We start from the raw sequence: 13,339 nt of genomic DNA, 5'->3' as shown, positions 1-13,339 counted from the left end.
TTAAGCGCCAGTTTGAGGAATCATGGCCATAGCCTGCTGGGCCAGCTCCAGCAACTCAACTCCAATCCAGCGACCACTCAATGCCAGTGCAATGCCTACCGCTACGAGTTTGATCGCGAACGGCAGGGTCTGGTCCTGAAGTTGCATGACGGCCTGAAGCAGAGAAACCAACACGCCAACAATGACGGCAACCAGCAATGGCGGAGCAGAAAGCAGAACCACAAGTAACATCGCCTGTTTAAAGAGATTCATTATTTCCATGCTTGCACCTCAAAGATAACTATAAAACAGGCCATCCAGCAGGCGTGTCCAGCCATTGATAAGCACAAAGAGCAACATTTTTAAGGGCAGGGAAAGTGTCATCGGAGCCACCATCTGCATCCCCAGCGCCAGTAAAACATTTGAAACAATGAGGTCGATAACAATAAACGGGATATAGATTAAGAAACCAATCTTGAATCCAGCTTGTAATTCCGACAAAACGAAAGCCGGTATGACAAGTAACAGGTTGTCTTTACTGATATTTTCTGACATGGACTTCGGCCACATCCTGACACTGTTTTCCTGCAAGTGAATCAAAATGTCGGGATCGGTGTTATGCGTCATAAATTTCTGTAACGGTGTTACGCCATTGGTGATGCTGGTTCTCAGGTTGTCCACATTCGAGAAATCTGCGGGCGCCTGACTGAACTGCTGCTGCATCTGATTAAAAACAGGAGCCATAACAAACAGCGTTGCCGCCAGTGCAATACCGTAAAGGGCCATGTTGGGTGGAACCTGCTGGACCCCAATAGCATTACGTGTGATCAACAGCACCATAGAGATTTTTAAAAAGCAGGTACAGACGATCATCAGGATAGGTATGAGTGACAGCGCGCCCAGAAAAAGAGCAAAGGTCATGGGATCGAATTGTTCAGTACTCATACTCATACCTGCTGTAATGTCAGCAGGAGACGGGTGAGCTGTAATCCAAGTTGCCCTTCCACATCCACAAGTTCACCCTGAGCGATTAATGTCTCGCCGTAATATAAATCAGCTTCGCCAGGCGTCATGTTATCGAGCGTCAACACGCTGCCTGGCTGGAGGTGTTGCAGTTCTCCTAAAGTAAGGCGTGTCCGGCCACATCGGACTTCCAGCGACAATGGCAGCATGGCTAACGAGAAATGATCATCCGATGCAAGATGTTCCCGTTTGGAAACAGCGTCAGAGCCTTCAGTTTCATAGGGGTTCAAAGCGGTTCTCTCCAGATGAGTAATCACAAAGTGATGAGGCAACTGCAGTGTCCCCACCAGTTCATATCCAGCAATGTTGACGCAGCCTTTTCCATCCGGGCTAAAATAGTTAACGGGGGGAACAAGCACATCGCCTTCCTGAAGCGCATGTAGCTGTGAGGTATGCAGAGTGATGCGGCCAAGCACTAACGGCCTGACGTAAGTCAGCGTGTCTGGCAGCGTATATCGTTGAGGTTGCCAACCGGGTTGCCTGAGCCAGTGTGCCAGGCTCGTATGGCTGAGATAAAGTCTGCCTTCCACACGACGCTCTCCGAGCCTGACAATAAGCCTCGTGCTTAACACATCATTTTCAGCTCTGTCGCAGCGTTTTATTTCACCAAACAGGTTCGCCAGTTCTGGGCTGAGGTATTGGTTAAATAATATCAATTCCCACTCACAGGCAGGCGACTGCACATCCTGATCGGTAAAAGGTGACAGCGACAACATATTAAGCAGCGGTATGCCGTCACCCAGGGAAAAGTTTCCCAGTGCACAAGACCAGTGAGTCAGGGCGATCGGAGAGGATAGGTGTCCAGGCAAAAGAGACAGTGCTCCGACTTCATCACCTAACGTGAAAGGAAATGAATATTTGCACGCCAGTTGATTCTGTGACTGCATACTGGCCCGGCTCACCAGTGGGAAATGTCGTCGCGTTATCTTGCCCATCAGAGGCTACCCTGTTCAATTCTGAGACTGACAGGTGCACCAAAAGACTGACTCAACTGGCGGCGACACTGTCTTTCACGACGCTGCCAGTGATCCCAGACGCGAGGCGAAAAGCGCAGCGCAATATCCCATCCGGCCGGCTGGCAACGGGCGAGCCTGACGTCAACTTCGCCTGCTTCAGGCAGCATAAGGGTAAAAGCACAGTCTTCGTTTGCATGGTCAGCGATGTGTTCAAGTAACGCCTGATGAAGGCTGTCCCAGTCCGGCGAGGGCGATGCATCCGGCGGCTGATCCTTAACGGGCTCGTACGAAGTTGTGCTGGCCAAAAACAGTGAACCTAATGTGGCCAGCGATTCTTTGCTCTCGTGCTTGCGCAAGAAAGACGCGGATGTGGACTTACTTGCGCGCTCATCAAGCCGATGCTGAGGTTTATGGGACGGTAACCGGTCAGGATAACCCGATGGCTCTCTCATGCATCCTCCAGGTGTTCAGCTAAATATTCCAGTTTTTCGAGATCTTTTTGCCGTTCGCGCGTGTGTTGAGACGCTTGCGTCAGTTCATGAGCCACCTGTTGACAGCGTTGCTCTGACTGCTGACAGCTCTGCTGCTGCCGACACATGGTCTCCAGAGCCGTACGCTCTGCGTTAACCTGTGCCGTGAGCGTTTGCCGGCACGATTGCTTACGCAAGCCTTCACGTTGTCGTTGATAGTGCAACTGAGCTTGCTGAAGGTGCTGTTCTTCAACGTGTTGCTGTGACTCAGCCTCAATCAGATTATTTTGCAGCTGTCGTTGTACGCGCTGAGCACGTATGAAACGCTGGCGGCGTAGGGGAATCAATGTCTCCAGGGCCATTTGTAGGCTTTCAAATGGGTTTTCCTGAGCAAGTTCATCGTCTTCATTCTGGCGCATGGGCACTGACCTCATTAAGTTGAGAGAGGATGTGTTCAAAAGGCTCAGGAGTGCGCATTGTCTGGCGCAGAAAATGGTTGATGGTGTCGTTCGCATTAACGGCAGCATCCGTCAGGATGTCGTGACCGGGTTGATATTCCCCTAACCGAATCAGCACTTCTACCTGCTTGTAGGCGGCTATGAGGCTACGGATATTCCCCGCCTGCTTGAGGTGAACCTGATCTACCACGTTACTCATGGTCCGGCTCAGGCTGGCCAGAATGTCGATAGCAGGGTAATGGTTACGCTCGGCCAGACGGCGACTGAGCACAATGTGTCCATCAATCAGTGAACGAACTTCATCGGCTACCGGATCGCCCATAGAGTCCTGTTCGATCAAGACCGAATACAGCGCGGTGATCGCTCCCTTCCGGGTCTGTCCGGCGCGTTCTACTAAGCGCGGCAGAAGCGTATATACAGAAGGCGGCAACCCGCCACGTCCCGGCGGTTCGCCTAAGGCGAGACCTATTTCACGTTGGGCACGGGCAAAGCGGGTTAAAGAGTCGATGATGAGCAGCACGCTTTTGCCCTCAGCACGAAACGCCTCGGCAATGGCAGTGGCTGTAAACGCGGCCCTGGCGCGCTCCATACTGCTTCGGTCTGAAGTGGCGCATAGCAAAATGGTACGTTTACGTAGGGTATCGTCCAGCTCATGATCGAGAAATTCGCGCAACTCTCGACCACGTTCGCCAATCAAACCAAAGACGATAACATCACAGGGTGAATTTCTTGCCAGTTCTGCCAGCAGCGTCGTTTTACCACAACCCGCTCCGGCGAAAACGCCAACACGCTGGCCCTTGCCTATCGTCAAAAGACCATCAATCGCCCGCAGTCCGGTTGGCAAAACGGTATCAATTCGCGGTCGCTCTGTAGGAGGAGGTGCATCATTCAGGACGGGTACGGTAGTGCACTGAAGGCCCGGCTCAGCGAAGGCGCTGTAGCCGCCAGGTTCCAGTGCGCGCCCAAAACCATCGAGTACACTCCCCATAAGCCGTTCACTCACGCAGATGCTGTGAGGGAGATAAAGGGGTGTGATAAGGGCACCCTGAGATATGCCGTCTAAAGCGCCGAGTGCAGAAAGCAAAATGTGTTCTGCACTAAAACCTACAATCTCGGACAACACAGCGTCACCCTCACTGCGCTGGATGAGGCACAAATCACCAATACGTGCGCCCGGCAGGCTGCATTCGATAAGAATCCCATTGATGCCGGTGACTCTTCCATAACGTCTGATGGGCTTATAACGGGCAAGCCGCTGTTGGTGATTCAGCGACCACTGTTTCAAATCCTGGCTTAAGGTATCCATTACCATTTCACCCGGATATTTTCGCGCCCTGCAAACTCAATGCTGTCGCTGTTAATTGCCACCAGACGTAACTGGTCTACTTCATCGCCTATAAATATACGCTGACCACTGTCAGTGACGATGTTGGCGTGAGCACCGCTGGTAATTTGCACAATATTGAACGGCAGCTTAACGCTAGCGGCACCCACATGGTTATGAATCGGTAACCGTACGTCATAATGGCGATAAAGCGTTTTCAGCATGCGTTGTAAGCGCTGATTTTCTTCATCGGTGACTCCGCCTGACAGGGTTACGCTTTGATTATCTGAAGTGAGAGAAACGTGTTTATTAAGCCCGCGGTCGAGCAACATGCTGGCAATAATCTGGCGCGTCCGGGATACGCTCGTTAGCGAGGGTTTACCTGGAGCAGGTGGTGCGGAGGGCGAGGCAATGCTGGTATTCAGCATCCAGGTTCCTAACATCATAACCAGCAGCAACGTCAGGCCCATGTAAGACAGTTTCGCCCAAAATGGCAATGGGCTCTTCTTCGCCGAAAGGTGTTCTGAGACGGGTTGAACTGCGGCTGAAGCCTCAACCAAAGGTGGTTCACTATCGTGGGCTGACTCCGCGTCATGCAGCAGTTCAGCCTCATCCTCCGGCCAGGGCGTCGCTGCGTCAACGATGCTCAACCAGATATGCCCGACGGCAAAAGCTGTGCCAGGTTGCAGATTACTCAGCGCTTCGCAGCGCTGCCCTTCGTTATCTTTCACTGGCCCGTCAGAGGCTTTGACTTCCCATCCCTGCGGGGTTTTTACCAGCTGACAGTGGCGATCCTTTATTCCCGGATCATAAAGGGCCAAATCGGCATGTTCATCAGCACCAATCCACCATTTATCGCCACTTAGCGGCAATGCAGCACCGCGGTGCAAGCCTGTCAGTACGCGTAATTCATGCATGATTCATCTTCCTGCAGCGTAGGCGGTGATAGCTGTAAATCGATCCGCCCCAACACATTGATGGCAACATTACTGGTCAATTCGGCAAAGGAGATAACCGGCACCGCATGGAACTCATCTTTCAGCAGCGCGCGAAGAGGGCTCCGTAAATCCTGGGCGACAAGAATTAACGCCTGTGGCGTTTCATAAGGAGGGAAGGCATCGCGCATTTGATGCAGTAAACTGATGCCGTAATCCTGCGCCAGCGAGAAAAAGGTTTCATTCTGTGCCTGACGTAAAGAATCACGGAGGAGCTCTTCGGTTTCTGGAGTCAGTAACCAGACATTTAGCCCATTCGGTTGCAGATACTGGTGGCAGATATGCTCTTTCAATGCAATACGGACAAGATCGGTGAGCGCCGCACTGTCTCGTTCATGTTGTCCATGTTCAACAAGTGTTTCCGCAATAGTGCGAACTGAGCGCAGCGAAATACGCTCGGAGGCCAGTCGCTGTAATACGGACGCAAAGCGGGAAAGCGGCATAATACGTTGCAATTCTTGAGCCAGCTCGGGTTGTTCGCTTTCCAGCCAGGTAAGAATGGATTTACTCTCCTGCAGACCAATAAACTGCGCGCAGCTCTGGTGAATAGCCTGCTCCATGCGCAGCATAATGAGCTGCCCGGCTGCCCAGTAGCGCATTTCGGCCTTTTGCAGGAGTGGGTGGTCAGGTGACAGCCAGCAATAGTGAGCTTCGTTCCGGTCTGCAATACCCGGCTTGAGTTGAATATCAGCTTCATCATGGTCCTCACCGTGCGAGGCATCCACATCACTTTTCCTGACAGCCACGAATGGAATGCCAAAGGTTGCAGTCACCAGAGGAATTTCATAAACACAGAAGCGAAACTCATCCTCAGCCAGCCTGGGCGAAAACTCGATATCGAAACCGGGAAGCGTGAAGCCAAAACGGTATACCAGGCGATTACGAAGACGACGTATTTCCCGTATCAGCGTTGTGGCAGCCTCACCACCCTGATGAACCTGGCTAAACTGCAGCAGAAAAGCGCGAGTTGGGTTGAAACGCCTGAGATCCTGGTAGCCATTTTCTTCTGGTGCCAGCTGCTGCAAATGGAGCTGGTCGGCCTCCTGTCGTATTCTGTTATGTTTACTGCGCCATAACTGAAAAAGACCGCTGCCCAGGGCGAGTAAACTGATGATGATGAAGACGGCGGTGGGCATACCGGGCAACAGCGCAAAGCCGAGCATGCCTGCGGCAGACATAATCCAGGCCTTAGGCTGGCTTGTTAACTGTTCGGCGATTTCCCGGCCAATGTTGGCATCGACTTGCTGACCATCAGCGGAAACCCGGGTAATAATCATCCCGGCTGTCAGTGAAATGAGAAGCGCGGGGATCTGTGCGATCAAACCATCACCAATGGTCAATACAGAATAGATATGAATTGCTGCACTGGCGTCCATACCATTTTGCAGAACACCAATGGCGAATCCGCCAAGCATGTTGATAAAGACAATGACCAGGCCTGCTATGGCGTCACCTTTTACAAACTTCATTGCGCCGTCCATCGCGCCGAATAGCTGACTCTCTTTAGCCAGATTCTCTCGTCGCTGACGTGCCTGATGGGCTTCTATGAGTCCTGCGCGGAGGTCGCTGTCAATTGACATCTGCTTACCCGGCATCGCATCCAGCGTGAAGCGCGCAGCCACTTCTGCCACGCGCTCTGAACCCTTGGTTATCACCAGAAAATTCACTACGGTCAGAATCAAAAAGATCACCAGACCTACTGCCAGATTGCCGCCCACTACAAAATTTCCGAACGCTTCAACAATGTGTCCTGCATCCTGTTGCAACAGGATTTGACGCGTCGTTGAGATGGACAGCGCCAGACGAAACATCGTTGTTAAGAGCAGTACTGAAGGAAACGTCGAGAAAGCCAGTGGTTTTGGCAGATACATTGCCAAAACAATAAGTAGAGAAGATATGCATATATTGAGTGCGATCAGCACATCAATCAGACTGGTTGGCAGAGGAATTATCATCATGAACACGATCGACATGACGATCGTGGCACCTACGACTTCCGAGCGTTGCATCGCACTAATGGCGAGACGATTTAACCAGACAAACAACGAACTCATTTACCCTGCCGTCCTGGATTGTTTGAGCTCCGCACGCGGCTCAGCAGCTGCATATTCACCGATCATTGTGCGTAACAGATTTAACGCCAGGTGGCGGTTTTTATTTCTGTCCTCACGCCACACTCCCATAGGCAAATGGCTGAGTAGGGGAACCAATCCACTGAGAAACAAAACCTGATGTTGAGGATGCTGGCCGGCTACATCGCGCGTTAAGTTTTGTAAATCACGCAAATAGGCACCATTGCCACTCAGGTTAAGCAAACGACGGGTGAGATCCAGGGGAGTAATGCCGACACCAGGCAACTTACTGGTCAGTCGCGAAATTAAAACTTTGCTTGCTGTAAGCGTCTGGCTGATATGACTGGCGTCCTGCAGGCTAACCATGATTTTTTGTAGCGCGCGTTTCGGTATGGAAGAGCTACGCGCTGCTATATCATCTGAAAGTGCTCGCTGTAGGGTACGCAGACCCTGGATGAAATTAACGCTGCCGAAACGGTTGAGCAGCGCATCCAGCATTGCATTACCCGATTGCAGATGAACAATCGTCTCATAGTAAAGGTGACGCAACGCTTGCTTCTGCAGCGGATCGGTACTGAAGCTGGCAATGGCGTGCGCAGTATTTAAACCTGCGTTGACTTCAGCTCCCTTCTTTTCATGCAGTTGTTCGATGCTGTGCCGCGATCGCTCCACTATCAACGTATTCTGTGTCTGCTGCCCCTTTATCATCGTATGTCTTAACAAAACGTCACAAAGGGCTGGATCCTTTCCAGCGACATCCAGCAGAGCATCTAAGTCAGGCGCAGGCGATCGCTGGAGCAACGTCTGCATTTTTTGATTCTGCGTTTCCAGCTGAGCATGCTGTGGGTGCTCAAGCAACTTCATTAACTCGTAGAGTTTTTCAATACGTTCAATATGTTGAGTTGATTTGCTACCCGGTTGCGCGACGACTTTTCGCTGGTTAAGCGCTTTGTTTTTACGCTCTACATGTTCAGCAAACGTCATTGAGACCTCTTCCATAGCGTCTTCAAGCGGTGAGGCGGGCACTCTTGATGATGCGCCGCTTACCGAAGACGCTGAACTCACAACGGGTACCGATGCCTCTTCAACCACGGTATTGGGAGACAAATGCGCCGATTGAACGCCGGGCACAGCGGGAGCAATTTTCATCCTGGCGAACCTCATACAGGGAAGCTGATGCAGATATGTGGCGTGTTTTATGCTCCGGTTCCCAATAAATTTTCCCAGGCAACAGAGTTAATTACAGAAGATTGCAATGAGTTGCAGATTTAGCTGGAGCTTACGGCAAAAAGTTGCGAAAAAATGAAGGGAAATGAAATTTAAATCGTTAAATTTCAAATGCTTAACAAAATAAAATCGCTGGCACAGACTTTGCTATCGCCATTAAGCCAAACGGCAAAATGGATTAAGATACGGAGCGTATTATGTCAGAAATGAACCTGCACCCTACTGAGTCATTACACGTTAACCCTCCATCCCCACATAATATTGATTGGGAGAAAATTTTTCGTGAACATGGACGCCGCGTTTATAACTTCATTCGAAAGCGTGTTGCGCATCGAGAAGATGCGGAAGATCTAGTTCAAATGACCTGGCTGGAAGTCATTCGTAACCGTGATAAGTTTGCGGGGGCCTCGCGACCCGAGACGTGGGTATTCGGTATTGCCCTGAACCTTATTCGTAATCATTTCCGTTCGCAGTCTTCCCGTCCCCACTATGATGAATTAGAAGAGGATGTTGTTCTGAATCAGGAGGATGATCCTAGCCACATCATAGAGCATCAACGCATTCTCGGCTCTACGCTCCAGTCTATTGCCCTGCTGCCCAAAGAAACACGTAAGCTGCTCAGTATGTTAGTAGAGGAAGACGGCAGTTATCAGAATATTGCTAAGAGTCTAAACATCCCTGTTGGCACAGTACGTTCGCGTTTGTCACGGACGCGTGTGTCACTAAAGCAGTCAGTCTTTTATTGAAGCTGAACGGGGTAAAACAAACCGGAAACAGTCTGTAATGAGATGTGTGTTTAATCCACTGTTAGGACACTTCTCAATATTACGACTTGAGCTTGTGAATCTGCGCCCAGACCGGTTAACAATGTTTACTTCAAGGAGGCGAGATGCAGTATTTGGACAGACGATTACATAGCAGTGATACGCCAATCAAACTTCTTGAGTTCGCCATGAACATGCTAAGGGACGCCGTATACCTGATTGACAGTGATACCTGTTTTTTTTATGTCAATGACGAAGCGTGCAGAATGCTTGGCTACAGCAATGCAGAATTGCTCAATATGCGCGTTTCAGATATTGATCCCGAATGGGATTTCGATGACGTCATGGATATGTGGAAACGCGTACGAGAGCAAAATGGCGGCAGGCCATTCACCTTTGAGACCTTTCACAAAAGCTTACAGGGCGAGATGATAGCGGTTGAGATTAGTGCGAATCCATTTGTTTACGAAGAGAAAAGCTACAGTATGTGCGTGGTAAAAGATATAAGAGAGCGTAAGCAACTAGAGCAGGTAGCTTATGCTCGGGAACAGGAGTTTCGGGTATTAGTTGAGAACTCACCGGATATGGTGGTTCGATTCTCGCCCGATTTAAAATGCCAATACGCCAATCCTGCTGCATTGCGTCACCTGCGGTTATCTTTTGAAGAGCTTCGCGGACGCACTTTGCGTGAGATTCAGGGGGATTTACCCTGTGTGAGGCACATTGAACGCCTTCTTAAAGAAGTGGTAAACAGGAAAATTGAAGCTGAAGGGGAACTTGTAGAGTCGGACAGTTCACTTACTAGCGGAACCATGATTATTCATACCCGCTGTGTGCCGGAGTTTAATCAAAATGGCAATCTGACCTCAGTTATGTTGGTCGGACGTGATATCACGGCCATTCATTACGCTGAAAAAAAGTTAGAAGATTCACATATGCGCTTGCGTTTGTTAACAAGGCAGCGAGAAATATCACGTGAAGAGGAGCGAAAACGTATAGCGCGTGAAATCCACGATGAGCTGGGGCAGCACCTTACGTCGCTGAGAATGGGTATTTCGATGCTTCGCATCCAGTTCAGCAAAGATAACCCTTTGCTACATGAGCGAATAGTTCATCTGATGGGGCTTACTGATAAAACGATTCAGGTAGTGCGTAATGTCGCTACCCGCCTCAGGCCAAATGTGCTGAACATGGGTCTGACGCCCGCGCTAGAGTGGCTTCGCGATGAGTTCATTAATCGCCATATTGGTTGTCAGTGCCAGCTGATCGCGCCAGAAAATGAGGTAAGACTGAATGATGAGCAAGTCACAGCCGCATTTCGTGTCGCGCAGGAGTCTTTAACCAATATCTCTCGTCACGCCCAGGCGAACGAGGTTCTCATAGAGGTTATCCGGAAGCCTCATCTGGTCGTGTTAACAGTGAGTGATAACGGCCGTGGCTTTGATTGCAATCAGAGCAAAGATAACGCGTTTGGTCTTATGGGGATGAAAGAACGTGGTCGCATGATCGGAGGCAAAGTAGAAGTCAAAAGTCAGCCTGCCAATGGAACCCGTGTGACTTTGACCATTCCTTTAATACCCTGACGAATAATAGTAAAGATTTGGATAACAATATGGATAACACGATTCGAATAATGATTGTGGATGACCACGTCATCATGCGCGAAGGACTAAAGCAAATTTTTTCGTTAGACGAACGTCTGGTGGTAGTGAGCGAAGCAGGAAACGGTACACAGGTCATGGAAGGTTTGCGTAATGAGCAGGTCGATCTTTTACTGTTAGATATGTGTATGCCTGGACTGTGCGGAGAAGAGCTGATCAGCCGCATTCACTCGCTATACCCTCAACTGCCAATCCTTATCCTGACGATGTACAGTGAGCCACAGATCGCACGACGGGTACTTAAATGTGGCGCGCTGGGTTACATCACGAAAGATAACGATCCTGAAACCCTGCTGGCTGCCATTCATCGCGTAGCGCGCGGACAGCGTTTTATTGACCAAATGCTCGCCGAGCAAATTGTCTTTAATGAAAACATGAGTGCGAATGAAGGACTTCATCAACAGCTTACTGCGCGAGAAATGCAAATTATGCTGAAGCTGGCCAGAGGAGAAGGAGTTAACAGTATCGCAGAAGCTCTGGCAATCAGTAACAAAACCGTCAGTACGCATAAAGCCCGCCTGATGGAAAAAATGATGTTTAAGACCAATGCTGACATTGTTAAATACGCGATAAGTCATCATTTAATCTCTTAGGATTGCTCTTAATTTACAAATTAATGCTACCCACCGTTATTACTTGATCATTTCAACGGGTTACAAAAAAAGCTTTTTAAACAGCACGTTATGTTTAAAAATTTTATGTAACCGTTTTCATTTCACACGGGGTTAGTCAGGAAATCCTTACAATCCTCCATCAATTCCTTACCCGATATCAGCATATGACGATGGTTTATCTGTGCTGACATGGTATTTCTTATGCCCCTGTAAGCACTTCGTAAACATAAGAATAGTGATTGTAATTAAATGTAATTCAGCTATTGGCTCTAAGTATATTGTTAACTGCGATGATGTCAGTTGAAAGGGATAAGTGAGGGGCAACTTTTTATGAATATTGAAAATAATGAGCACTCATTCCGACCACATCCGGAATTGGGAGAGCATATCTCATTCACGAAAGAGCAACCTGTCGATATCCACGATTCATTAGCTTCACTCATTGAAACTGTAGCACCGCTGGAAATCGATCTTGTTCTGGAAGGTGAAACCGGAACGGGAAAAGATACTCTGGCACGTAAGATCCACCGACTTTCAGGATGCTCAGGCAGACTGGTAGCGGTTAACTGTGCAGCCATTCCGGAAACGCTGGCTGAGAGTGAACTTTTTGGCGTCAACAACGGAGCTTACACCGGTGCTGTGCAAGCCAGAGCGGGTTACATCGAAGAAGCAAATAACGGCATTCTGTTTCTCGACGAGATCGATAGCATGCCATTATCCCTGCAGGCCAAATTACTGCGAGTACTCGAAAACCGTGGCATAGAGCGCCTTGGCGGTACCCGGTTTATCCCGGTAAATATGCGCGTCATTGTAGCAACGCAGAAGCCGCTACTGACGCTGGTTGAGCAGGGCACTTTCCGCCGCGATCTTTATTTTCGGCTAAATACTGTCTCGATTCAGCTACAGCCTCTGCGATCACAGGTTGAAATCATTATCCCCCTGTTTCGTCACTTCATTGCTAAGGCGGCCACAACGATGCAATGCACGCCGCCGGAAATTACACAGGAACTTTGTGAATATTTACTTAGTTACAGCTGGCCGGGAAATATTCGTGAACTTAAAACGGCGGCTAAACGCTTTACGCTGGGATTACCCCCCCTTAACGTTCCCCGGAACGCCGAACGGCAAGGGCCACAGTTGAAGGAGATACTGCGTCGCATTGAAAAAAGCCTGATTCACGACTGCCTGGTCCGCCATGGGCACAGCATTGATGAAGCCGCCATGGAGTTAGGTATGCCGCTACGCACGCTTTATCACCGTATCAAATTACTCAACGTGACAACGCAACGCATCATTGTCTGATAGTCAGCTTCTTGCCGATACGTTTTTCCAGCCCGGCAAGAAGCTTAATATCTGTTCTGCCTTTATACCTGCCTGACGGCGTAGCTGACTACCTGATTAATCCGGGCGTATTAAAAAAATCTCATTAAAGGGAACCGCAATAAAAGACTCACCACTAAAAGCATGAACATTATGTGATGTTCTGAGAATAAACCTAATTAACTGGAGAGAAAATTATGAGCGGTCTTCTTACCGGACTTATGGGACTTGGTGGTCCACTGTCGAGTGCCACCAGTTTTGCTTCAAAAACCCTGGAAGGTGCCATGAGCGATTCTATGACAGAGTCTGCGGTTGCCCAGGCAGCTAAAATGAAAATGGATACTCAGAACTCCATTCTGGATGGAAAAATGGACTCTGCGACCAAAGAAATCAACTCCGGTCATAATGCGGCAAAAGCCATTCAGTTCTGATTATTAAAACGGGCGTCAGCTTTAAAGCTGCGCCCGTTTCTTCCC

At 49.4% G+C, this 13,339-nt stretch carries 14 protein-coding genes; 5 read left to right on the top strand and 9 right to left on the bottom strand.

Going from position 1 to position 13,339, the window contains the following annotated elements; genetic code table 11:
- The 9 genes from sctS to sctW are packed head-to-tail and all read right to left on the bottom strand — an operon-like array spanning position 1 to position 8,426.
- On the bottom strand, positions 1-261 hold the full coding sequence (gene sctS, locus G5574_RS22870) for a type III secretion system export apparatus subunit SctS (protein WP_033742539.1): 261 nt from the start codon (positions 259-261) through the stop codon (positions 1-3).
- Positions 262-270: 9 nt separating this feature from the next.
- Complete coding sequence (gene sctR, locus G5574_RS22865; RefSeq protein WP_033742541.1) at positions 271-924, bottom strand: type III secretion system export apparatus subunit SctR; 654 nt, start codon at positions 922-924, stop codon at positions 271-273.
- A 2-nt stretch (positions 925-926) separates the two neighbouring features.
- Positions 927-1,937: a FliM/FliN family flagellar motor switch protein gene (locus G5574_RS22860; protein WP_164483376.1), complete on the bottom strand. Its 1,011-nt coding sequence runs from the start codon at positions 1,935-1,937 to the stop codon at positions 927-929.
- Complete coding sequence (locus G5574_RS22855; RefSeq protein ID WP_226376370.1) at positions 1,937-2,410, bottom strand: type III secretion system HrpP C-terminal domain-containing protein; 474 nt, start codon at positions 2,408-2,410, stop codon at positions 1,937-1,939. The genes G5574_RS22860 and G5574_RS22855 overlap by 1 nt, the downstream gene beginning before the upstream one ends.
- Positions 2,407-2,847 carry a hypothetical protein gene (locus tag G5574_RS22850; protein WP_006121877.1) on the bottom strand — a complete coding sequence of 147 codons (441 nt, stop codon included), beginning with the start codon at positions 2,845-2,847 and terminating at the stop codon, positions 2,407-2,409. Before G5574_RS22850 ends, G5574_RS22855 begins: the two co-directional genes overlap by 4 nt.
- Positions 2,834-4,198: a FliI/YscN family ATPase gene (locus G5574_RS22845; protein WP_164483375.1), complete on the bottom strand. Its 1,365-nt coding sequence runs from the start codon at positions 4,196-4,198 to the stop codon at positions 2,834-2,836. The genes G5574_RS22850 and G5574_RS22845 overlap by 14 nt, the downstream gene beginning before the upstream one ends.
- Complete coding sequence (gene sctD, locus G5574_RS22840) at positions 4,192-5,127, bottom strand: type III secretion system inner membrane ring subunit SctD (RefSeq protein ID WP_164483374.1); 936 nt, start codon at positions 5,125-5,127, stop codon at positions 4,192-4,194. The genes G5574_RS22845 and sctD overlap by 7 nt, the downstream gene beginning before the upstream one ends.
- Entirely contained in the window at positions 5,106-7,259 is a 2,154-nt protein-coding gene (gene sctV / locus G5574_RS22835; protein ID WP_164483373.1) for a type III secretion system export apparatus subunit SctV, read from the bottom strand. Before sctV ends, sctD begins: the two co-directional genes overlap by 22 nt.
- Complete coding sequence (gene sctW, locus G5574_RS22830; protein WP_164483372.1) at positions 7,260-8,426, bottom strand: type III secretion system gatekeeper subunit SctW; 1,167 nt, start codon at positions 8,424-8,426, stop codon at positions 7,260-7,262. It lies immediately after the preceding gene.
- A 275-nt stretch (positions 8,427-8,701) separates the two neighbouring features.
- Between sctW and G5574_RS22825 the strand changes: the two genes are divergently transcribed.
- The 5 genes from G5574_RS22825 (at position 8,702) to G5574_RS22805 (ending at position 13,294) form a co-directional block, all read left to right on the top strand.
- On the top strand, positions 8,702-9,250 hold the full coding sequence (locus G5574_RS22825) for an RNA polymerase sigma factor (protein ID WP_052310157.1): 549 nt from the start codon (positions 8,702-8,704) through the stop codon (positions 9,248-9,250).
- 143 nt (positions 9,251-9,393) lie between these two features.
- Positions 9,394-10,851 (top strand): PAS domain-containing sensor histidine kinase, encoded by a 1,458-nt coding sequence (locus G5574_RS22820; protein ID WP_164483371.1) that lies wholly within the window; start codon positions 9,394-9,396, stop codon positions 10,849-10,851.
- 29 nt (positions 10,852-10,880) lie between these two features.
- Positions 10,881-11,522, top strand: coding sequence for a response regulator transcription factor (locus tag G5574_RS22815; protein WP_033742563.1), 642 nt, complete (start codon positions 10,881-10,883; stop codon positions 11,520-11,522).
- Between the two features lie 351 nt (positions 11,523-11,873).
- A complete protein-coding gene (locus G5574_RS22810; RefSeq protein ID WP_033742565.1) occupies positions 11,874-12,845 on the top strand; it encodes a sigma 54-interacting transcriptional regulator in 972 nt (323 codons plus the stop codon).
- A gap of 215 nt (positions 12,846-13,060) precedes the next feature.
- The gene (locus G5574_RS22805) at positions 13,061-13,294 is read left to right on the top strand and encodes a type III secretion system major pilin HrpA (protein WP_080752824.1); all 234 of its coding nucleotides are present in this window, start codon (positions 13,061-13,063) and stop codon (positions 13,292-13,294) included.
- Positions 13,295-13,339 lie beyond the last annotated feature (45 nt).

The sequence above is a fragment of the Pantoea stewartii genome, from assembly GCF_011044475.1.
GTDB lineage: Bacteria > Pseudomonadota > Gammaproteobacteria > Enterobacterales > Enterobacteriaceae > Pantoea > Pantoea stewartii.
This window is presented reverse-complemented; position numbering and strand designations above follow the sequence as displayed.